This window comes from Acetobacterium carbinolicum, from assembly GCF_047456275.1.
Classification (GTDB): Bacteria; Bacillota; Clostridia; order Eubacteriales; family Eubacteriaceae; genus Acetobacterium; species Acetobacterium carbinolicum.
The window spans coordinates 1,685,131-1,707,078 of the sequence record NZ_CP173357.1 but is presented as its reverse complement, the minus strand read 5'-3'; the positions used below and the strand labels follow the sequence as shown (position 1 = coordinate 1,707,078).

The window sequence follows — 21,948 nt, the reverse complement described above, 5'->3', positions numbered from 1 at the left end:
AAATCCTGGTCTGACCAGGATTTTTTTTATTTCGTCACTTATTTCAAAACATACTTTAAGGATTCAATGATGCTGTGAGCGGTCAGGGTACTTTGACCATAGTGTTTGGCATAATAATCTCCGGCCTTACCGTGATAAAACACCCCGGCCCGGGCAGCTTCAAACAGATCCACGTTTTGCCCGGCAATACCGGCGATCATCCCAGCCAGTACATCGCCGCTACCGCCAGTGGCCATCCCCGGATTACCGGTAGAATTAAACCATATTTCGCCATTGGTTCCAAACACCATGGTCCGATAGCCTTTTAAAACCACCACGACATGGTATTCCATGGCGAATTTCTGACCATATCCAACGGGGTCTTTTAGTATCTCTTCCCGGGGCACATCGATGAGCTTGGAGAACTCGGCAAAATGGGGGGTAATAACCACCGGGGTTCGGGATTCTTTTAAAGTATCCACTATCACAGCCAGATGATGAAGACCATCGGCGTCAATCACCACTGGCAGACTGCCTTCCAGTAAATGCTCCAAAATAAAACTATAATTTTTTGCCCGGCCAATTCCCGGTCCGATTAAGATCACCTTTTTTCGGTCATTTTTAATATCTTCGGATGTAATATTACAGTCATAGGTTTTAACCAAAGCTTCTGCCGGTGCCCGAGCCACTACCGGGATATAGATATCATGAGGAACATAACAGGTAACCAGTCCGCCGCCGCTTTTTAAAGCGCCTTCCACCGAAAGAATACCAGCGCCACTCATACCCTTTGATCCGGCAATCACAACAACCGAGCCATAGTCATATTTATGGGTATTCTTTTTTCGCTTTTGGGGAAATTTCAGATCATTTTCCTGGGTATAGTATTTTTCATTGGGGATGCTGTTTTCATCAATTCCGATGTCAATCAGAACCGTTTCCCCAGCATAGTCAGGACCGTCATTTAACAGACATCCCGTTTTATAATTTTGAATGACAATGGTTTTGTCCGCAAAAATTGCGTTGCCAATCGTCAGGCCAATATCCCCTCGTAAACCCGACGGGATATCAATGGCTACAATTTTTTTCTCGAAACCATTAATCAGGTCAAATATTTTGTGATACTTCTCTGGCATTTCTTTTTCTGCCAAACCGGTTCCGAAAATCGCATCGACAACCAGGGTGGCACGTTTTAATATTAGACTGAGATCCTCTAAATCCGAATTATTTTGAATCAATCGGATTGGTATATTCTTATCGTCCAGCTGTTTCAGGCAGATCAGACTGTCTTCAGACAACTTTGCTTCGGTTTCTGTTAAAAAAAGATGCACCGCGAAGCCCTCTTCAATCAGTAACCGGCCAATAACCAAACCGTCACCACCGTTGTTACCTGGTCCGCAAAGAACAATAACTTGAGCATCAGCGTCGAGCTCTGTCTTGATAATTTCGGCACATCCGTGACCTGCTCGTTCCATTAACTCAACGCCAGGTGTACCAGCTGCAATAGTATGGCGATCCATAACGGCCATTTCTTTTGGTGTTACAACTTTCATTTCCTTCCTCTTTTCCCATGTGTGAAAATAATCGAATGATTAATTGTCATTATATCAAATAGAAACCTTTTGTAAACCGTAAGACGAAAAAAGCCGCCAATTAATTGACGGCTAAATGTTTAAATTTAATTTTAACTAATTTTTTTGTCTTAATGCGTCCAATGCTTTGACCGTTTTGGCATCCATTTTTCCGTTTTCAGTAAGACCATTGGCTTTTTGAAAAGCCTTTACTGCCGTTTCTGTGGCATCATCAAAGGTTCCGGTTGCCGACTCGGCCGCCAGATAGTTTTGCGCTACTAAAATCTGCTGATAGGTTTGTAGCACTTTGCCGCTATCACCTTTTTCGAATTTAATATCTTCTGCTACCAGAGAAATAATGGTAGACCGATCCAAATTACCGGTTTGTTCCAGACCCTTCATGGCCTGATACGTTTTTAACGCAGTCTGTACGTCTTCAGTTAATTGATTTGACGGCTGACTGATTAAGAAACCAAGCGAATACAAAATTTGCTGATATTCCTGGATTTCATCATTGGTATCCCCGAGCTTATACTCGGTAATAACAATGGTTGTTCCGTCATCAGTTTTTATTTCAGTTGTTTTCTGATCCTCATCCGTTTTATCCTTATTGACGGTCAGTTTTGCCGGCTTCATACCAACAGCGATGGAATAAACATCAGAAATCCCTTTTTCTTCCATCGAAAGCTGGTCAGCGGCCGAATATACATCCTCAATAACAAAGGATGAGGTTAAAAAAATGAGAAAAATTGTAAAGACAATGTAAAGAATCACATCTTTAAACCGTTTGAATGGGGTTCGTTTATTCATCTGCCTCACCTGTCCAGTTGTGCCATACTGCCTGAACATCTTCGTTGTCATCAAACATGTCGATCATTTTCAACATCTTTTTGATTTCGCTGGCATCTGTGAGTTCTACTTCAGTCGATGGAATCATGGCAATTTCTGCCGAAGCCAGTTCGTATCCTTCTTGCTTCAAAGCATCACATACCTGGCCAAAATCGATCGGTTCAGTGCTGATTTCATAACCTTCTTCAGAACTTTCAATATCTTCTGCTCCCGCATCCAGGGCTAGCATCATCAGCGATTCTTCATCAAAGCGATCTGTTTTTTCAATAAAGATCTGCCCTTTTTTGGTAAACAGGAACCCCACGCAACCACTGGTTCCCAAATTTCCGCCATTTTTATCAAAAGCATGACGTACATCCCCAGCCGTCCGATTTTTATTATCGGTCAACGTCTCGACAATCACCGCAACGCCGCCCGGTCCATAGCCTTCGTAGCTTATTTCTTCATAGACACTACCTTGTAATTCCCCGGCGCCCTTTTTAACTGCCCGGTCAATGTTCTCGTTGGGCATATTGGCAGCCTTCGCTTTTACGATGGCTTCTTTCAATTTTGCATTCATATCCGGATCGCTGCCGCCCTCTCGGGATGCAACCGCAATATATTTCGCTAACTTGGTAAAGATTTGACCACGTTTCGCATCTGCTTTTCCTTTTTTGTGTTTAATAGTCGACCATTTCGAATGTCCTGACATCGACAACCTCCTTGATAATTATAACATTTACAATGTGCTATTATAACATATTGTCCTTTTTTAACAAACATGTTTTTTATTTCTTAAACCTCAGACTCAATCAAATTCACTTCCGATTCCAGTTCTTTTCTTAAAAGTATCAATTGAATCAGATCTTCCTGAGCAAAAAGATCATCAAAAATCTTCTCGTAACGAGATGCTTTCTCCCCATGATTCAATTTATATAAATGCCCAATGTTGTCAAGAATACTGGTAACTAAGCTCGATTTCAGGCCAAACAACCGCTGAGCGCTTTGAATTTCTTCGCGAATTGATGCCATTTCCCGATCCACCTCGTTCACCGCATTGGCGGCATTGATTAGTCTCTCTTTAATTTCTTCCGGAATGTTTTCCTTGTATTTATAATTTAAGGAATGTTCAATAACAGACCAAAAATTCATAGCCAGGGTGCGAATCTGAATCTCAACTAAAACCGATTGACTTCCTGACATGCAAAAAACAGGGTACCGGATAATCAAGTGATAGCTCTTATATCCGCTGGCCTTGGCTTCACTGAGATAATCCTTTACCTTAACGACTTCCATATCACAATTAGTTCTTTTTCTGATCAGTTCGACAACTTCGTAAATATCAGCTTCAAACTGACACATGATCCGAATCCCGGCGATATCCTGAATGGTTTCTTCTAGGGCCTCGATATCGACACCATATTTATTAATTTTTTCCAGAATACTAGCTACACTCTTCACCCGGCCGTAAACGGACTCGATGGGTGAATATTCTCCGATTTTTTCGTACTGCTCTTTTAAACTTGAAAATTTTAAGACGATCTCATCCACAGCCTGATGATATGGAATCAGAAATTCCTGCCAATATTTTGTTCCCAAGGACTTTACCTCTTATTATTCATCCCAGAAAATTTTCTTCCCTGGTAATTATTTTCATACTTCATATGAGCCTCAAGCTCATCTTTAATTTTCCACCAACTTGTGTTCCAATTGGTAATGACCGAATCTTCTTTTGGTACCCGACCAATCAGCCGTTGAATGACAATTTCCGGATTTAAATATTCCAGAAATAGAATGGCCCGGGTAATGTAATCTTCTTTTGTTAAAAGCGTCACTTGCTTTTGATCATACCAATGCTTTAGAAGGGTGTTTTTTTCAATATACAGACTGTGACATTTAACGAAATCGGTTCCTTTATCGGATAGGACTTGGGCACCTTTAATAACGTCTTCCTCACTGTCCCAGGGTAAATCCAGAATCATATGGGTGCAGCTTAACAGACCTGCCGCCTTGATCCGATCAATAGCCTGATTATAGTCAGCCAAAGTGTGTCCACGATTAATAATTTTCAGGGTTTCTTCATTAACACTTTGCAACCCCAATTCAATGGTCACTTCGACGGCGTCATCTTTTTTTACTTTTTCTAGAAATTTCAGTTGTTCGTCGGTGATGCAGTCCGGCCTGGTTGAAATAGAAATTTCGACCACATCCGGGCGGATCGCTTCAATAATCCATTTTTTAAAATCTGAAAATTCACAATAAGTATTAGAAAAACTCTGGAAATAGGGGATAAACTTTTTTGCATGATATCGTTTTCCGATATACGCCGTATTTCTTTCAATTTGTTCAGTAACGGATAGCAAGTCGGACAGGGTTTCGTTTCCCCCACCTTTGGCCCCGCAATAGACACAGCCACCGCTGCCTTTAGAACCATCCCGGTTGGGACAGGTAACTGGAATATTAACCGGAATTTTATAGACTTTTTCACCATATCGTTCTTTTAGCCAGACTGAATAGATATTATACAGATTTTCTGTCATTTTTTTACAATTTTCCTTAACAAGATTAAACAGACGAACCTTCTTGATTTTTAATCAGGTTCGTCTGAAATTTATTATATTAATTTTGTAACACATTCTGGTAGTTCTTCTTTTTCGCAACTTAAACTGAGCACGAATCTTATGTCATGTTTTTCATTAAGCTGTTGTATTTTACTGACGATTGCACAAATGTCTTCTGATGTTTGATAGTTAATCAGTCTTAATGTGTTATCAATAAAGACAATCTTTACATCATAATTCTCTGCAATAACCCCGCTGATAAAACCAAAAAGTTGATCTGTTCCGACAATGCCAAACTCCTCCAAGTTTGTAAATCTGATTTTAGTATCTACTTTTACTCGATATTTGTCTCTGTCGTTAAGAAAAATGATATCCCCTTCACAGGTCTCCAGTGCGTTGTTTGCCATGTCAATCATTTTCTTTGTTTTGCCGCTTCCTTTTGAACCGTATACAAATTCAATCATTTTAGACACCTCATTTCATATTGATAATTTCATTATAAGGGTAAGTATCAATAATTTCAATCATTTTTAAAGAAATTGGCATAACATTTCAAAATAGTATGCTATAATAAAAAAAATCAACCGACTAAGGAGGTCCATGTTTGAATAGTTCGGATCACTACGAATCCCTTGTCTCTCTTTTTGATAAACAATTAGAATTCGCCCAAAACCTTCAACGCAAAATTATTCCTTCCCCTGGGTCGTTTGTTTCAAATCATTATCATTTTTATAGTTATTTGAGACCTTTTCGAAAAGTTGGCGGTGATTTTTTCGATTTTCATTTTTTGGACAACGAAAAAATCAGTCTAATCATCACTGATGCGACCGGCCATGGGATTGATGCTGCCATGATCACCAGTATGGTTAAACTGAGTTATTCCTACACCATGAAAGACAGCCGCATTAATCAATCCCCCAGCCTTATATTAAAGCAAATTGAATCCGATATTTGTCAGCAAATGGATAATACCTTTTTTACTGCCATCGCTATCGTACTCGATCCTAAAGCGGGAGTCTTGTACTTTGCCAATGCCGGTCACCCTGATGCGATTCTTCTTAAGTCCAACCGCCAGGTCGAATTACTAAAACCCAACCTTCCGATGTTGGGATTGCAGCAATTTATGACGACTATGCATTATTTTGATATGCGAATTAATTTTTCAAAGGGTGATAAACTGCTGCTCTTTACGGATGGTCTCATTGACGCCAAAAACCCCAACCGAGAAGAATTTTCGATGGAACGGGTGATATCTGTCATTAATAAAAACGCGGATTCCCCGATTAATCTTATCGGCAGTCATATCATTGACGCCTGCGTCGATTTTAAGCAGGACCAGGCTCCGTCTGATGATATCTGTATTTTGGGCATTGAAGTTGATGATTAGCTTTCTAATGGAAATCTAATCATTTATGGATAAACTATTGGCATGATGTTATTTGGAGATCTTTGCAAATAATCTCCGGAAAGGACGGATTACCATGTTAAAACCCAAAAAAATACTCATATTAACCTGTTCCCACGGGTCTGGCCATAAAATGGTAGCCCAAACCCTTAAAGAGAGCTTTGAGGCTCGGGGACATCTTGTCTGTGTTGAGGATCTGTTTGACAAAACCAACCCCACGCTCAACCGGATGATCGAAAAATCCTACCTACTTTCCTATTCCATTGGGAGTAGTTTTTACGAACGCGTTTATTATGATGTGGAAGAGTATGCCCATAATAAATTTATGTACAACCTTTGGCACTTAACCAGCAAAGCCTTATTAAAAATGATTGAGCAGTTTAAGCCAGATTGTATCATCAACACCTACGGCTATACTATTTCAGCGATCCTGAAAAAAGAAAACTATCCGCATATTAAGCTTTTTACTGTGGTCACTGATTTTTGTATTCCTAAACCCTGGATCCATCAGGATATCGACCGCTACTATGTGGCCTGTGAAAACGTTGAAGAAACCCTGATCAAGGAAGAAATTCCCCAGGAAAAAATCTTGAAAACTGGTATTCCTGTGCGAGACGCTTTTTATGCCCGGGAAAACCGTAATCGTATCTTCAGTAAATATAATCTGGATTCTCATAAAAAAATACTGATTATTTTTGCCGGCACCTACGGAGTTCTTAAGAATATCAAAGAGATCTGTCAGCAGGCAGATAAAATGGATAACCTCCAGACCGTTGTAATCTGTGGCAAAAACCTGCATCTCCAACAGGAGCTAGAGCAGGAAAACTTGACCAACACAAGAATTTTTGGTTTTGTTCCGGATATTCACGAATTTTATTCTGTTGGTGATTTAATGGTAACTAAGCCTGGGGGCATTACCCTGAGTGAAGTGGTGACTAAAAAAATTCCGGTCATTTTATACAATCCCACTCCCGGTCAGGAAGGCGAAAATGCCCAGTGGTTTAAAAGCCAGGGTGCCGCTGTCGTTGCTCATAACTTTAATGAACTGGTCCTGGCCATTGATGCGCTCAAAGAAAATGACATCAAACGGTTTTCGATTAAGAACAATCTTGGCCGGATTTACAATGGTCATGCAACCAACCTGATCACCCAGGACGTTTTAACTCAGTTAAATATCCCTGATGCCATACCCTATCTGACCGAATCCATTTAAGACAGCAAAAGATCTTTTTAAGCATTTTAGTTTACCATTTTATTGTTATCACAACAGATGAAGAGTGCTGTTGGCTGATCATCTGATCAGCCTAATAAAGAAAAATCTTAAGAGACAAATGATTGAAATGAGGAAATTAATGTGAAACCACGAATTATCAGCGACAGCTCATGTGATTTGCCCAAGGATTTTCTGGAAAAGGACGGTATCGATTTTTCACTTGTCCCGCTGAAAATAATTGTTGGCGATCATGAATTTATAGATGATGAGACTCTAAATACCAAGGAACTGATTGCCGCCATGAAGGCTGAAAAAACAGCAACCTCTTCTTCATGCCCATCCCCCGAAGATTTTGCCGCCGAACTTCGAAAAAATAAAGAAAGTTATGTAATCACGATGACTTCCGGCCTAAGCGGTACCTATAACAGTGCCCGGGTTGCCAGAAACATGGTCCTTGAGGAAGATGATTCTCTGAAAATAAGTCTCTTTGATACCCACTCAACCTCGCCGGTGATGATTTTGATGGTGATGAAGCTCCGCGATCTCATAAAAGCTGGTGAGATGGATTTTGACACCATCAGTGATAAGCTGGCAACCTATCTTGAGACCTTAAATCTGCGTTTCTTGCTTCAGGACCTATCCAACCTGGTTAAAAGCGGACGAATGAATCGGGTAGCCGGCGCCGTTGCCTCAGTGCTCTCGATTATGCCGATTTTCAAATCTGATGAAAAGGGTGAAATTCAATTGGTCACCAAAGCCCGCGGCATCAAAAAAGCCTTGTCAAGCCTTGCCAATATGGTTGAGGATAAGGCCAAAGCGCAGCCTCAGTTTCCTGTGGTCATTACTCATTGCAATAATCTTAGTCAGGCTGAAATCCTCAAAGATTTACTGGAGAAACGCTTTGAACTCAAAGAGATTTATATTTTTCCGATGCACGGCTTAACCACTTACTATTCCAACGACAAAGGGCTGTTACTAGCCTTTTAATCAACTCATTAAGTTTATCACAAAATATAAAGCGCATCTAAAAAGACTTAAACCAGAAATCTGGTTTAAGTCTTTTTAGATTATTGTTTCAATTCAAAGCACGTATGCATCCATGGCCTGGTTTACTAATAAATCCGCCTGATTATTATAGGGGTTATCGGCATGACCCTTGACCTTATGAAAGGTCACCTTATGTTGATTAACCAGTTGATCAAGTTCCATCCAGATTTCCCGGTTTTTTAGCGCCCCGGCTTTTCCCCGGGTCCAGTTTTTTGCCTTCCATCCACCAATCCAATTCTGCAGATAGGCATTAACAACATAGGCAGAATCGCTGTAGATATGAACTTCACAAGGTTCCTTTAGCAACTTTAAGCCTTCAATCACCGCCAACAACTCCATCTGGTTGTTGGTGGTGTTTTCATAGGCCCGTTTGTACTCTTTGATGACATTTTTTTCAGGGTAAATCAGTACGCCACCAATGGCACCCAGATTTTCACCTTCTTTGCCATTGCCGCGGCAACCACCATCGGTATAGAGATGAATTACTTTCATGATCTTCCTATTTTACCACGATATTGAAAATTTTTCCCGGGACATAGATCTCTTTGATAATGGTTTTACCCTGGGTATAGGCGACGATGTTCTCCTGAGCCAGAGCAATCGCCTTGGCTTCATCCTTATCGGCGGCAACCGGAATGGTAATGGTTCCCCGGACCTTGCCGTTAATCTGAACTGCCATTTCGATGACATCATCGACGGTTTTGGCGTCTTCATATTGAGGCCAGGCCGCATCATCAAGCGTTCCACCCATCTTTAGATTCTGCCAGATTTCTGAACTGATATGGGGGGCTACCGGGTAAAGTAATTGCAAAAAGGTCCTAAAGGCATCTTTAGTGATGGAACCAATGCGGTTGAATTCATTTAATAGCGTCATCAAGGCAGCAATCGCGGTATTGTATTTCATTTCTTCATAATCATCATTAACTTTCTTAATGGTTTTATGAATGGTCGATTCGAGGTCCTTGCCATAGCCGGTTTCATCACTGACAATCTCCTGAAGTTTCCAGACCCGATCCAGAAACCGTCGACAGCCCTTAGCGCCGTTATCCGACCAGGGAGCAGATTTTTCATAGTCGCCGATAAACATAATATAGGTTCTTAAGGTATCGGCCCCATATTCCTCAATGATCACGTTGGGATTGACCACATTTCCTTTAGATTTCGACATTTTTTCGCCGTCGTTTCCAAGAATCAATCCCTGCGCGGTTCGTTTGGCATAGGGCTCACGTACTGGCACACAACCAATATCAAATAAAAACTGATGCCAGAACCGGGAATAGAGTAGATGCCGCGTGACGTGTTCCATCCCGCCGTTGTACCAATCTACCGGCATCCAGTATTTCAGTTTTTCGGGGGAAGCAAAGGCTTCGTCGTTTTTGTTATCAAAATAGCGCAGGAAGTACCAGCTGGAACCCGCCCACTGGGGCATCGTATCGGTTTCCCGTTCCGCCGGACCACCACACTCCGGGCAGGTCGTTTCATACCATTCCGGGATGTTGGATAACGGGGATTTGCCGGTATCCGTGGGGGTGTAGCTTTCGACCACCGGCAATTCCAGCGGCAATTGATCCTCCGGCACCGGTACCATCCCACATTTTGGACAGTGAACAATCGGAATTGGTTCACCCCAATAACGCTGACGATTAAAAGCCCAATCCTTCATTTTATAATTAATGGTCCGTTTGCCCAATTTTTCCTGTTCTAAAAAGTCAATTGTTTTCTGGATCGCATCCTTGACTTCCATTCCATTTAAAAAGCCGGAATTGACCATTTCACCCGAATCAGTATTGGTATAAGCCGCTTCGGTTACATCCCCGCCTTTGATAACTTCAATGATGGGTAAGGCAAATTTTTTGGCAAAATCCCAATCTCTTGTATCATGGCCGGGAACGGCCATAATCGCGCCGGTGCCATATCCCATCATGACATAGTCGGCGATAAAAATCGGAATTTCGGTATTGGTCACCGGATTAATAGCCTGGATGCCTAAAATCCGCACCCCAGTTTTATCCTTAGCCAGCTGAACCCGTTCAAATTCTGTTTTGCGCTTGGCCTGTTCCTGGTACGCGACCAGTTCAGTCAAATTGGTAATCGATTCAGAAAGATCACTAATCAGCGGATGTTCGGGGGCAATAACCATAAAAGTCGCCCCAAATAAGGTATCCGGTCGAGTCGTAAATACACGCAGGGCTTTGTCATAGCCAGCAATGGTAAAATCGACTTCCGCCCCCACTGACTTGCCAATCCAGTTTTCCTGTTCCAGACGGATCCGAGGCAGATAGTTGACGTCATCCAGACCTTTTAACAGCTCTTCGGCATAGTTCTTGATTTTCAGGAACCATACATCTTTTTCCATTTGCACCACTTCGCTACCACAACGATCACACTTCCCGTCCCGGAAATCCTCGTTGGACAGAACCACTTTGCAGCCGTTGCAAAAATTGACATAGGTCCGGTCTCGAAACGCCAAACCATGCTTAAACAACTGTAAAAAGATCCATTGCGTCCATTTATAGTATTTCGGATCGGTGGTATCAATTTCTTTATCCCAGTCAAAGGCATAACCAATCCGTTTTAGTTGATTAGTGAATACGGCAATGTTTTCATCGGTCACTTCCCGGGGATGACGACCAGTTTGAATGGCGTAGTTTTCAGTTGGTAAACCAAAGGCATCCCAACCAATCGGAAAGAGGACATTAAATCCTTCCATACGACGTTTTCTGGCAATCACCTCTAGCGATGTATAAGCTCGAACATGACCAACGTGGAGCCCCACCCCGGAAGGATAAGGAAATTCAACCAACCCATAAAATTTTTCTTTGCTTGAGTTTTCTTCGGTCCGAAACGTTTCATTCTCTTCCCAATACTTTTGCCACTGTTCCTCTATTCGTTTATGCTCATACGTTGACATATTTCCTCCATTTACTCGTTTCTATTTATAATTTACCAGTTTTCGCTGTTTTTTATAATTCGCACACCTTAACCAACTGCGAAAAAAAAATCCGCTCCCCCGATAAGGGACGAACTTTTCCTGTCTCCTAATGATCTTCATTCCTCATTATAAATAAGGGCGGAACCGCTGTCAATGATTTGTGCTTTTTTTTCGCTTATGGTATACTGTACCACAGAAAACTTACAAAGGAGCATTTATGTATCCCTTACTTAAAATCAATAAGAAAAAGATATTAGACAATACTAAAGCCATAATAAAACGGACCAAAAAAATGAATGTTGCGGTCACCGCCGTCACCAAATGTAGTGGCGGAAACTTAGAAGTTGCCCAGGCCTTCCTTGATGGGGGTGCCACTTCGATTGGTGATTCCCGTATTAAAAATCTTAAAAATCTAGCCCCGTTAGCCTGTGAAAAATGGCTAATCCGGGTCCCCATGCCCAGCGAGGTCAATCCTACTGTTGCCTATGCTACCCTATCAGTAAACAGTGAAATAAAAACCATCCGGCTATTAAACCAGGCGGCAAAAGCCCAGGGCAAAATCCATGGCATCCTCTATATGCTTGACCTTGGCGATCTGCGTGAAGGACTCTTTATCGGTGATGGCAATTCGGTAAGTCCTGAAATCGAGGCGTTAATTTCAGCCTCTTTTACAAAGCTCGATCAGGATCTTGGCGAAATTAAGGCCATGGGAAACATCCACCTTCGAGGCATCGCCACCAACGCCACCTGCGTTGGTGCCACAATTCCTACTCCCCTGACTTTCGGGGCTTTTTTCAAGGTTAAAAAAATACTTGAAGAAAAATATCAGCTTCCCTGTGAGATCGTCTCCGGTGGTAATTCCAGCGCTTATTATCTGGTCGATAATGAAACCCTGCCCGCCGAAATTAATAATCTCAGGCTGGGAGATGTGATTCTCTTTGGCCGGGAATCCGCCTATTATCATTGCTATGATTATCTCCATCAGGATGCTTTTATTCTGGATGTGGAAATCCTCGAGCTGCAAGATAAACCCACCTATCCGGTTGGCGAAATCGGCCGCAACGCTTTTGGCGAAATCCCCACCTTTGAGGACAAGGGAATCCGGCGCCGGGCCATCTGTGGTCTGGGTCGTCAGGACACTGACACCGACCACATCTTTCCTGTGGTTCCCGGACTAACCATCGTTGGCTCCAGTTCCGACCATCTGGTTATCGACGTCACCGATGCTAAAGCCACCTATGCGGTTGGCGACATCATCAGCTTACGCTGCGACTACGTCGGTGCTCTTCACGCCGCTACCTCATCCTATGTTGACAAAATTATAATCACCCAATAAAAAGAATTAAACAAGGAGAATTATTGATGAAAGACGAAACCAACTATCGTATCCCCTTTGACGTTTTAGAAGCATTCATGACCGACGCCTTAAAAGGCATCGGAGTTCCCGAAGAAGATGCCAAAATCTGTGCGGATATATTGATCAGTTCCGATAAACGTGGTATTGATTCTCACGGCATCGGCCGTTTAAAACCGATCTACTATGACCGGATCAAGCAAGGCATTCAAAAGCCCGTAACTGAATTTGAAGTGGTCAAAGACACCTTCACCACTGCCGTCATTGATGGCCACGATGGCATGGGCCATGTGATCGCCAAAAAAGCGATGCAAATGGCCATTGATAAAGCCAAGGTTTACGGCATGGGGATGACCGTGGTCCGAAATTCCACTCATTATGGTTTCGCTGGCTACTATCCGCTGATGGCCATCGAAAACAACATGATCGGGATGACCGGCACCAATGCCCGTCCGTCTATCGCCCCAACCTTTGGCGTCGAAAACATGTTAGGAACCAACCCGATCACTGTTGGTGTACCCAGTGATGAACCCTTTCCCTTCGTTTTGGACTGCGCTACCTCAGTTTCCCAACGGGGTAAAATAGAAGTCTATGACCGCGAAAACAAGGACCTACCTGATGGCTGGGTCATCGATCGCCAGGGAAACAGCCGAACTGATACCAAACAGATCCTCATCGATTTAGTCAAAGGCGAGGCGGCCTTAACACCACTTGGTGGCATCGGCGAAGATACCGGCGGCTATAAGGGTTATGGGTATGCCACCTTTGTCGAAATCCTCTCGGCAGCTCTCCAAAGTGGTTCTTTCTTAAAAGGACTGCTGGGTTTTGATGCCAACGGCAAGGCCCAGCCCTACCACCTGGGGCATTTCTTTATCGCCATCAACATTGAGAACTTTACCGAGCCAGAATCTTTTAAGAAAATTACTGGCGATATCTTAAGAGACCTGCGAGCCTCTGAAAAAATGCCCGGGCAGGAACGAATCTACACTGCTGGTGAAAAAGAATACGATGCCTGGCTGGATCGCAAAGATAAGGGGACACCGGTCAATGATGCTTTAATTAAAGATATCCTCGACATCAAGGCGGAGCTGGGTTTAGATCAGTACCACTTCCCATTTGAAAAATAATTAGATAACGATGATAACAAAAAAGAAACGGCGTCAAGTGGGTGTGTCTTAGGGATTTGTAATTCCTGAAAAATAGCGGCATAGTTTGGTATGTATTACCAGCTATGCCGTTTTTCTTGTTCGGTGGTGGATGTAGAAACCGGTGGCTCAAACTCGCCAATACAGTTATAAACGATTTTGATACGCTGGACTCGTCTGCCATCAACGTGTTCTGCTTTGTAAACATAGATTTTTTCAATGAACTCGCGGATAATCTCGGCTGTGAGTTCTTTTATATCGGTGTACTTTCTTACCAAAGCGAGGAAGTGGTTAACACTCAATGTACTTTCCTTTTCGGCAGTCATGGTAGCTTTCAGTTCTGTCACGCGGCCTTCAAGGGTCTGCTGCTCAGCTTCATAGTTTGAGGTCATTTTGGCAAAACGCTCATCGGAAATCTTACCCTCAATATTATCCTCATAAAGCCTTTGGATGATATCATCCAGCTTGCTGACACGAGCCAGTGACTGCTCTAACTCTCGTTTGTCGTCACGCAAACTTTTATCGAGGTCTAGCTTCGTTTTCGTGGTAACCATCTGCACAAATTCATCCTCGTGGTCTCTGGCATAAGCGGTTATCCGGCGAATGCCGTCAAGAAGCAATTCCTCAACGATCACGTTGCGTATCTGGTGAGAACTGCAGCCGCCTTTAATCTTTCGGTAGGTCGCGCATACAAAATGCTCCTTGTCATGTTCCCAACCGCGATGACGCACTTGGTACAGCTTGGCACCGCAGTCGGCGCAGAAAAGCATACCGGAGAGTATGGGCATTTCACCCATCGGCGTAACCCTGCGTCTGCCATCGCGAATTTTTTGCACGATGTCGAACATAGGTGCTTCAATAATGGCTTCGTGGGTATTCTCAAAAATCTGCCAATCCGAGGGGTCATTCTTCATCTTCTTTTTATTCTTATAGGACTTATTATAAGTTTTAAAATTAACCGTGTGTCCTAAATACTCCTGCCTTGAGAGAATAGTAACAACAGTGGCACTTCGCCAGATATAATCATCATCATGACCTCTGTTGTCTGGAATATTGATTCCATTTGCCTTGGCATGAGCCGTCGGATTCATTATCCGGCGTTTGCTGAACTCTTTCGCTATCTGTGTCGGGCCATAGCCTTGTATACACAGTTGAAAAGCTTCTTTTACCACTTTAGCAGCATTTTCATCAACAATCCAATGGGTCTTGTCTTCAGGGTGTTTGATATAACCATAAGGCAGATTCGTGCACAGTGACTTGCCGGACTGACCTTTTGACTTAAAAACCGAGCGGATTTTTTTACTCGTATCCTTGGCATACCACTCGTTGATGATATTAAGGAACGGCGTAAAATCGCTGTCCTGCTGATTGGCACTGTCCACGTTGTTGTTAATGGCGATAAAGCGAATATCAGCACCGGGAAATAACACTTCAGTGTAGTAGCCGACTTTAAGGTAATCTCTACCGAGACGGCTCATGTCCTTTACAATGACGGTGCTGACGGAGCCTTCTTCTAACTGGGAAATAAGGTGTTGCCAGTCCGGGCGGTCAAAGTTTGTGCCACTGTAGCCATCATCAACAAAGAACTTTGTGTTTCCAAAACCGTTATCATCGGCGTACTTCTGTAAAATCGTTTTTTGGTTTTTAATGCTGTTAGAATCACCCTGCGACTCGTCATCACGAGAAAGGCGACAGTACAGAGCGGTTATTTTATCATTATTCTTCACAGCAGTCGATGACTGTCTGTTTTTCATGTTTACCTCCTCTCCGACAGTCTTCAAGCGGTACTCTATATTCCCGTACTACTGCGAAGAAGTCAACTGAAATTGGGCTAAGAAGCTTTTTTTATTACAAGGTTTGCCGGAGCATTTAGGATCATACGTTTTATCTTGTCGTAAGCCGTTTCTTTGGCAGTGCTGCTGATTGCCGATTCGATAATGTAGAGCGTGTCACCAATTACTTTTTGGGTAACACAGATTGTTTTTTCATCCATAGAGATTCCTCCTTTCTACCTTTGGGTGGGGGTGGTCTGATCTCTGTACCTTTTTACCTGGTCAACGGGTTGGGGGTAACGCGTAAAAATTCGCGGTTTCAAAGGGGGGTATTAGAGATATAACCTTGATAAAATCGATATAATGGCGCTAAATGCTGTGTGAATGGCCTCTTGAAAAGTACATTTAAAAAAAAATAGGCACAGCAGACTATTCCACTGTGCCTTTTTCCATTGGTTTTAACCGTTGGTTTTGGTATTCATCTGAATCACCTTTACAGTTTCCGGGCGGATAAGTTTTCCGTCAAGGAACTCATAGGCTAAGTACCCAAGCTGATCGAGTGCCGCGAACTTTTCAGACAGGGTGCGAACACCGATGGGCCTTCTGCCGATAACCCAGTAATAACTGAAGTCACCGAAAGCAATAGGCTTTGAACCTGTCTCTGCATCCGGCATAAACTCAGAAAAGATTACTTTCTTGCCCAAAATGGTATCATCACTGTCACGCCAGAGGTAGTTCCCGGCACTGTCCTTAAGGGTGCGCAGAATAAGAGCCGTTTTATCATTCATGAGCCATACGGCGTTTTTACGATACTCCGGCTTTACCGAGAAGTACAAGTCAATAACACGGTCATAGCTGATTGCCTCAATGGTCGCAGCGACTTCCGCTCCACCGGTGGCATTTAGAATCCCTGTGGGCATTTCATTTCCGTTGCCGTTGATAAAGGCATTATCCTCGGCCCTGCCGAAGTTTCTGGCAAAACGATTTATTAGATGGTTTTCAAGATTGAAGCTGACATCACGGATAAAGGCATCATCCATTTTTACCAGAGCAGCCAGTTTCCAACTGTTTACGGTACTGATAGTGAAATCTTCAAGGCCATCGTAAATAGGGATGGCTTCATTTTCCGCTACCCATTGGGCAAGATCACTACTGTCCTTTGCAAAGATACGGTAGCCGGAGCCGTAAGCCTTTATGACCGTACCGATAGTACGAAACAGGCTTTCTTTTTCAAGGGCAGCCATGTATTTATTATCCGATGTATTGGGCATTGTATACAGACCGGTTCCGGCGCTGAGACCCTTTGTGAGTTTATCGTAACTGCTGTCATGGCCACGCATCGCATTCCAAAAATGCTTGTCATATTCCGGAGAACCGGTAAAAGGTAATCTTTCAGTGTAAGTGCTCATAAGTTATTCCTCCTTATTTCTTGTCACAAACAGGGCATCGGTAAAGCCCCAGTTCGTTATAATTGATTGGTGCACTGATTGGCTTAAGCATAGCGCTTTTACAATCCGGGCAATGAATATCATAACCAAAAGCCATTTCCATAGTATGATCCTGCTTTGCATGAAGCCGATAATACTTATGCAACTTTCCCTTGCTGTCCGCTAAGATGCAATCAGCAAGGAATAGATCACACCAATTTGTTGCATATTCATCAGAATAATATGAGTGTTGCGGTCGAAGGAGCGTTCCTTCGGTGTTCATTTTTATAAGTGGATAGTTTGCCATGTTTAAATTCCTCCTAGAATTATTGTTGTGGGGTCTTTTTCTGAAACATTTTTTACGAACCGTCTTTTTCCGATCCTCCTTCGCATTAAAATTTAGTAGCAGTGGTAGCAGAACTGGTAGCAGTGTTTTTGGCTGCTGCTACTGCAAAAAAGCGCGTTATATCACCGTTTTCGAGGGGTTGGTAGCAGAAGTAGCAGTACTGGGCATTTTAATATCCACACACCAGATAATCTTTACATCCTTTTATTCTTCTTTACCAACTTTTTAGAAATTTTGCCAAGAAGTTAAAAGAACTGCTACAACTGCTACCAATAACCTTGAAATCCCTGTTCTGTAGGCATTTCACGTGGTAGCAGTTGTGTTTTTTACTGCTACCGGTACTGCTACTACTGCTACCATTTTTATAAGAATTCAGTCTCGTCATAACCATATTCCTTCAAAAACTGCTCTTTTGCTTCGAGCGTGAGCGAATAATCCCGGTAGTAGGTATTGCCATTCTGCCGGGTGGTGATTGTGGCGTAATCTGCTCCCAGATATGAAGCAAGAGCCTCCCGAAACTCCTTTGCTGTTTTTGCAAAACCATTATTATTTTCGCGGCACCAGCCTTGGTAAACCTTGTAGATACGCCCTGTAGTGCAATGCTTGTTTATTTTTCCGTCGGGCCATTCACCCAAACACTCCTCATAAAAGGAGATGACCGTATTGTTTTCCATCATATATTTTTCTCGTGCGAGGCTGACGCTGCCTGGTTCGGAGAACCGGTAGCCGTTGACAATAACCTGTTGCAGAGCCTTAATCGCCTTATAGACGATACCATCACGCTCGGCATACATTTTGTCAAGGAGCGTTTTATCCTGCTTGTTTTTTGGAATGACGTTAAGACAACGGACTACCATAATGCGGTCATAGACCCATTTGCCATCATCACCGCCAAATTTGGGCAGTCTGTTCATGCAAAACCAGAGTAGACCGTTATAGGTAAACTCAAAAGCTTGTTGCCCTTTGAATTCGGCATACAGGCTGTCGCCGCCAGTAATTTTCTTAAAGGTTTTCAGTTCATCTACTGACAGAAAGCTCATATCTGAGCTACCAGCAAGGCGGGTGCCGTAAACTGCGCCGGTGCCGAATCGGGCTTCCATTTCTTTAAGGTCAATGCCGATAAAATTTCCTTTACCCAGCAAGCGTTCGACAAGGCTCTTTAACTGAGATTTGCCGGTATCACCATCGCCAACAAGAAAAAGTGCCTTTTTCAGCCTCCACCCTTTGATGTTGGAAATGCATACACCGATAAACTCAAGGAGCAGTTGCTCAATGGCCCTATCGCCGCCCGTGAGGGTATGCATATAGCGGTCAAACACCAGTGTGGGCATTTCTGTTCCCGTCCAATTACATGGGATTTGTATCGTAGAGAGGATTTCCGGGCTATGTGGCACAAGAATGACATCATTCTCAGTGATGCGGAGTAAACCATTGCTGAAATTAATCAAATCCTCATCGGCATTCAAATCCTCCTGACTGACATAATTCAGATCGGTGGTGATATGCTGCAAAGTTTCACTGACCTTTCCCATTTTGACAAGTTCCTCATCATAATCGGCAATGTACTGTTTGATAATGCCCATCAGCATATTGTCGGCATAAAGCCGATAGCAGCCATTTTCATAGACATATTTCATAAGACCCTGCTTGCCGTTATCCCTTACAAGCGCATAGCAGAGGTGTTCTCGCACGTACTTTGCAAGGAGCGGTACACTGACATAAGCTTCGCCGGTCGGCTCGTTAAACTTGATAAAATGCGGATGATCCATCTTGGATTGATGGAAAGTGCCATGACAGGCTTCAATCCCGGTAGCGATGGTAGCCTCTCTGTAATCATCGCGCTCCCATTTTTCGCGATAAAGAGCAGAGCTGCGGAAAATATCATCAATAGCGGCAGGATCAGGCCCGGTGCGAAAGGCGATCAAGGCACATAACGCAGCATCTGCTTCTGACGGCGAGCCATACCCGGAGATATCGCCATCATCATATAGTTTTTTGAACTTCTCGCCGTTTTTCTGTTTGCGGAGATTACAGACAATATCAAAGCTGGCGCGGTCACCGTCACGTTTTTCACTGTATTTTGTTTTCTCCGCTTTTCGCATATTTTTATCGAGAGTAAGTAGAACCGCAGCAGTGCTTTCTCTAAGCGGCTCATTTAAAATCACATCACCAGTAAAAGCTGCGAAGCGATTTGTCAGACCACCGACATACAATTCCAAGTGATTATTTGGATTTTTCATATAAAAGGCTTTATCCAGTCTGAGATTGCTGTTTTTATCTTTATATGTTGGCAATTTGTCCAAATTGCATTTGCCGTAAATATGGATACCGCCGCCGCTGACGGAACGCTCGGTATAGGCATTAAAACGTTCAAGCAACACCTGCACGAATGGGTCTGTGATAGGCTTGTGGTCAATGTCAAGAAAGAAGTAACCCAGCGGTATTACAAAGCCGACACCGGCAGCACTTAGTTTTTTCATCGCGGTGTCGGCTTCGTCGTAAGTTACCCACGTATGCCGGTACTTTTCATTTGTACCAGTCGCACCGCCACTGGCAGAAAAGGGAATTTTATTGATACGGTCACCGTCCATTTCCTTACGCCAGAGAAACCATATCTTCTTGTCCATCAGTTCCAGCATTGCATTTTTCATCTCGTTCACCTCCTCCCCATAAAATTTTTGTTTCATTATCTGTGTGCTGCGTTTTTGAGTAGCCATTCCTTATAGGCATCAACCGGAATTAAAATCCTCGTGCCAATTCGTATAGTTGGGAATCCCGGCGATTTTGCGAGTTCGTAGGCTTTCGGTAAACTTATGCCCATCTGGGCCGACAACTCCTGCACACTCATGGTTGTTTTTTCCATTGCTCTTTCCTCCTGATCTGATATTTGTTTTGGTTTCTACATCCACCATTCGCTATCATTCCTAAGGTAGCCACCTGTTCGTGGTCTCCTCGTATGCAATGTCAGTTGGTGCGCTCCGGTTTTTACCATCGTGGCGGCAGTACTGCAAAAGTATTATTTGCGGGCGGACTATTTAGTTGTCAATGAACCCCAAAACAAGGCGTTTTACAATTTGCTCTTGTATTTAATGTCATTGTACTGTATGATATAACAGAAAGCAAAAAACCAAATGTTACTCTTAATGTTACGGAGGTGTCACTTATGCCATACGATGGGATGGGAAATTATATCGAATCAAAAGCTGACAACACTTCTGATGTCATCGGCTTTGGGGATGTTGGCGGTATCGGTCAGTTGATATACCATACATTCAGATTTAAAGATTATGAATTTGAAGAAGGTGCCGGCGAATCATCGTACCTAAAACCGATCGTCTATAAAGGTCTGGAACCGGATTTAGATAAGACAAACGGATTCTCCGGAAAGGAATTGTTCCGGGAATTATATAATTTGGGCAGGAAAATAAACGACTTTTCGGAAAAAACGTCGTATGTTGATTTGGTTATTGAATTCTGTAAGGGTGTTGCCCATCCGTACTATATCGATACGGTCTATTCCTTGATGGCAGATAAACAGTTTGACATTGCAGATGATGGTGAAATGATTGAGAGGGAGTCTTTGTTCAGTCTCGCCAATTTTATGCGTGACCTTGAAAGCTTCTATATAGCCACACAGTTTTATTTTGCGTTAAAAAAGGTATGTGCAGGTGACGGTGACGACGCTTTTGAATTAGCACAAGAAGGCAAGTTCTTTGAAGGTCTGCCGTATTTTGAAAAATATAAGCGTGAAGAATGCTTTCAAGAACACACGTTAAAAAAAGCAGATATCACTTCTCAGCAATTGCTTGATGAAATGATTGCTGAGCGGAAAAAGTCAAAACATCAAGAGCATAAAGAGGTTACTTGGTTTGCTCGTGAGCCATTCGACTATTATGAGGAACTACGGGATCAGTTGATGGATATGATACCGGATTTTCACATGAGATTGAAAATCAATCCGAGGAATAATCAAGTAGTCTTTGCTGCCGATGTTCATTCTGTCTTTGATATTTGTTGGTACACTCTTGCTCGTATGATTGTTGACTTCGGCCCACCGGAAGAAGGCGGACGAACAAGGGAACTAAAAGAAGGTGCGCTCATTACCTGCTTGCACTGTGCAGAAGCTTTCATTCGTGATAACAATCGTCAACTTTACTGTAAAAAAGTCGAATGCCAAAGGGCACATAATGCAGCAAGGCAGCGGAAATATCGTGCTAATAAAAGGTTGGCAGAAACAAAAATTAAGAATAAGAATTAAAATAGACCAAAAGCTATGTGTCTTTGGAGAGCATAGAAACCATTTGCAGAGTCTTAGACAAGCAAGGTTGATGATATTTTAGAATTTGTACCCGATGGGATGCAAGATGG

20 protein-coding genes are annotated in these 21,948 nt (G+C 42.9%); 6 read left to right on the top strand and 14 right to left on the bottom strand.

The features are described 5' to 3' along the window. Positions 1-38: 38 nt before the first annotated feature. The 6 genes from ACIZ62_RS07870 to ACIZ62_RS07845 form a co-directional block, all read right to left on the bottom strand. Positions 39-1,532 carry an NAD(P)H-hydrate dehydratase gene (locus ACIZ62_RS07870; RefSeq protein WP_322518724.1) on the bottom strand — a complete coding sequence of 498 codons (1,494 nt, stop codon included), beginning with the start codon at positions 1,530-1,532 and terminating at the stop codon, positions 39-41. A gap of 135 nt (positions 1,533-1,667) precedes the next feature. After that, positions 1,668-2,360, bottom strand: coding sequence for a peptidoglycan-binding protein (locus ACIZ62_RS07865; RefSeq protein ID WP_162624420.1), 693 nt, complete (start codon positions 2,358-2,360; stop codon positions 1,668-1,670). Continuing rightward, on the bottom strand, positions 2,353-3,090 hold the full coding sequence (locus tag ACIZ62_RS07860) for a YebC/PmpR family DNA-binding transcriptional regulator (RefSeq protein ID WP_111887230.1): 738 nt from the start codon (positions 3,088-3,090) through the stop codon (positions 2,353-2,355). The genes ACIZ62_RS07865 and ACIZ62_RS07860 overlap by 8 nt, the downstream gene beginning before the upstream one ends. 83 nt (positions 3,091-3,173) lie before the next feature. Next, complete coding sequence (locus tag ACIZ62_RS07855; RefSeq protein ID WP_111887231.1) at positions 3,174-3,977, bottom strand: GTP pyrophosphokinase family protein; 804 nt, start codon at positions 3,975-3,977, stop codon at positions 3,174-3,176. 5 nt (positions 3,978-3,982) lie between these two features. Beyond that, the gene (locus ACIZ62_RS07850) at positions 3,983-4,918 is read right to left on the bottom strand and encodes a TIGR01212 family radical SAM protein (RefSeq protein WP_322518725.1); all 936 of its coding nucleotides are present in this window, start codon (positions 4,916-4,918) and stop codon (positions 3,983-3,985) included. A gap of 74 nt (positions 4,919-4,992) precedes the next feature. Beyond that, positions 4,993-5,403: a hypothetical protein gene (locus ACIZ62_RS07845; protein WP_322518726.1), complete on the bottom strand. Its 411-nt coding sequence runs from the start codon at positions 5,401-5,403 to the stop codon at positions 4,993-4,995. A gap of 140 nt (positions 5,404-5,543) precedes the next feature. On the opposite strand from ACIZ62_RS07845, the gene ACIZ62_RS07840 reads away from it, so the two are divergent. The 3 genes from ACIZ62_RS07840 to ACIZ62_RS07830 all read left to right on the top strand — a co-directional run bounded on the left by ACIZ62_RS07840 (position 5,544) and on the right by ACIZ62_RS07830 (position 8,544). Beyond that, positions 5,544-6,326, top strand: coding sequence for a PP2C family protein-serine/threonine phosphatase (locus tag ACIZ62_RS07840; protein WP_111887234.1), 783 nt, complete (start codon positions 5,544-5,546; stop codon positions 6,324-6,326). Between the two features lie 94 nt (positions 6,327-6,420). After that, positions 6,421-7,557: an MGDG synthase family glycosyltransferase gene (locus ACIZ62_RS07835; protein ID WP_111889680.1), complete on the top strand. Its 1,137-nt coding sequence runs from the start codon at positions 6,421-6,423 to the stop codon at positions 7,555-7,557. A 141-nt stretch (positions 7,558-7,698) separates the two neighbouring features. Continuing rightward, the gene (locus tag ACIZ62_RS07830; protein WP_162624421.1) at positions 7,699-8,544 is read left to right on the top strand and encodes a DegV family protein; all 846 of its coding nucleotides are present in this window, start codon (positions 7,699-7,701) and stop codon (positions 8,542-8,544) included. 93 nt (positions 8,545-8,637) lie between these two features. Here the strand turns inward: ACIZ62_RS07830 and ACIZ62_RS07825 are convergent, their stop codons facing one another. Together ACIZ62_RS07825 and leuS are read right to left on the bottom strand one after the other, a co-directional pair. Continuing rightward, on the bottom strand, positions 8,638-9,096 hold the full coding sequence (locus ACIZ62_RS07825; RefSeq protein WP_111887236.1) for a ribonuclease H family protein: 459 nt from the start codon (positions 9,094-9,096) through the stop codon (positions 8,638-8,640). A gap of 7 nt (positions 9,097-9,103) precedes the next feature. Continuing rightward, complete coding sequence (gene leuS, locus ACIZ62_RS07820; protein ID WP_111887237.1) at positions 9,104-11,515, bottom strand: leucine--tRNA ligase; 2,412 nt, start codon at positions 11,513-11,515, stop codon at positions 9,104-9,106. A gap of 238 nt (positions 11,516-11,753) precedes the next feature. Here leuS and ACIZ62_RS07815 point away from each other — a divergent pair, with 238 nt between their 5' ends. Both ACIZ62_RS07815 and ACIZ62_RS07810 read left to right on the top strand, forming a co-directional pair. Next, the gene (locus ACIZ62_RS07815; RefSeq protein ID WP_322518729.1) at positions 11,754-12,872 is read left to right on the top strand and encodes an alanine/ornithine racemase family PLP-dependent enzyme; all 1,119 of its coding nucleotides are present in this window, start codon (positions 11,754-11,756) and stop codon (positions 12,870-12,872) included. 26 nt (positions 12,873-12,898) lie between these two features. After that, the gene (locus tag ACIZ62_RS07810) at positions 12,899-14,017 is read left to right on the top strand and encodes an Ldh family oxidoreductase (RefSeq protein WP_111887239.1); all 1,119 of its coding nucleotides are present in this window, start codon (positions 12,899-12,901) and stop codon (positions 14,015-14,017) included. A 95-nt stretch (positions 14,018-14,112) separates the two neighbouring features. Here the strand turns inward: ACIZ62_RS07810 and ACIZ62_RS07805 are convergent, their stop codons facing one another. From ACIZ62_RS07805 to ACIZ62_RS07780, 6 genes are all read right to left on the bottom strand, one after another. Next, positions 14,113-15,789, bottom strand: a complete 1,677-nt coding sequence (locus tag ACIZ62_RS07805; RefSeq protein WP_414151650.1) for a DUF4368 domain-containing protein — start codon at positions 15,787-15,789, stop codon at positions 14,113-14,115. Between the two features lie 77 nt (positions 15,790-15,866). Beyond that, positions 15,867-16,028, bottom strand: coding sequence for a hypothetical protein (locus ACIZ62_RS07800; protein WP_414151649.1), 162 nt, complete (start codon positions 16,026-16,028; stop codon positions 15,867-15,869). A gap of 237 nt (positions 16,029-16,265) precedes the next feature. Next, positions 16,266-17,216, bottom strand: a complete 951-nt coding sequence (locus ACIZ62_RS07795) for a phage major capsid protein (protein WP_414151648.1) — start codon at positions 17,214-17,216, stop codon at positions 16,266-16,268. A gap of 13 nt (positions 17,217-17,229) precedes the next feature. Next, positions 17,230-17,541, bottom strand: a complete 312-nt coding sequence (locus ACIZ62_RS07790; RefSeq protein WP_414151647.1) for a hypothetical protein — start codon at positions 17,539-17,541, stop codon at positions 17,230-17,232. Positions 17,542-17,942: 401 nt separating this feature from the next. After that, the gene (locus tag ACIZ62_RS07785) at positions 17,943-20,231 is read right to left on the bottom strand and encodes a phage/plasmid primase, P4 family (RefSeq protein WP_414151646.1); all 2,289 of its coding nucleotides are present in this window, start codon (positions 20,229-20,231) and stop codon (positions 17,943-17,945) included. Positions 20,232-20,266: 35 nt separating this feature from the next. Beyond that, the gene (locus tag ACIZ62_RS07780) at positions 20,267-20,443 is read right to left on the bottom strand and encodes an excisionase family DNA-binding protein (RefSeq protein ID WP_322518735.1); all 177 of its coding nucleotides are present in this window, start codon (positions 20,441-20,443) and stop codon (positions 20,267-20,269) included. A 300-nt stretch (positions 20,444-20,743) separates the two neighbouring features. Between ACIZ62_RS07780 and ACIZ62_RS07775 the strand changes: the two genes are divergently transcribed. Further along, positions 20,744-21,838 carry a hypothetical protein gene (locus tag ACIZ62_RS07775; protein WP_322518736.1) on the top strand — a complete coding sequence of 365 codons (1,095 nt, stop codon included), beginning with the start codon at positions 20,744-20,746 and terminating at the stop codon, positions 21,836-21,838. The last annotated feature ends 110 nt before the right edge of the window (positions 21,839-21,948 follow it).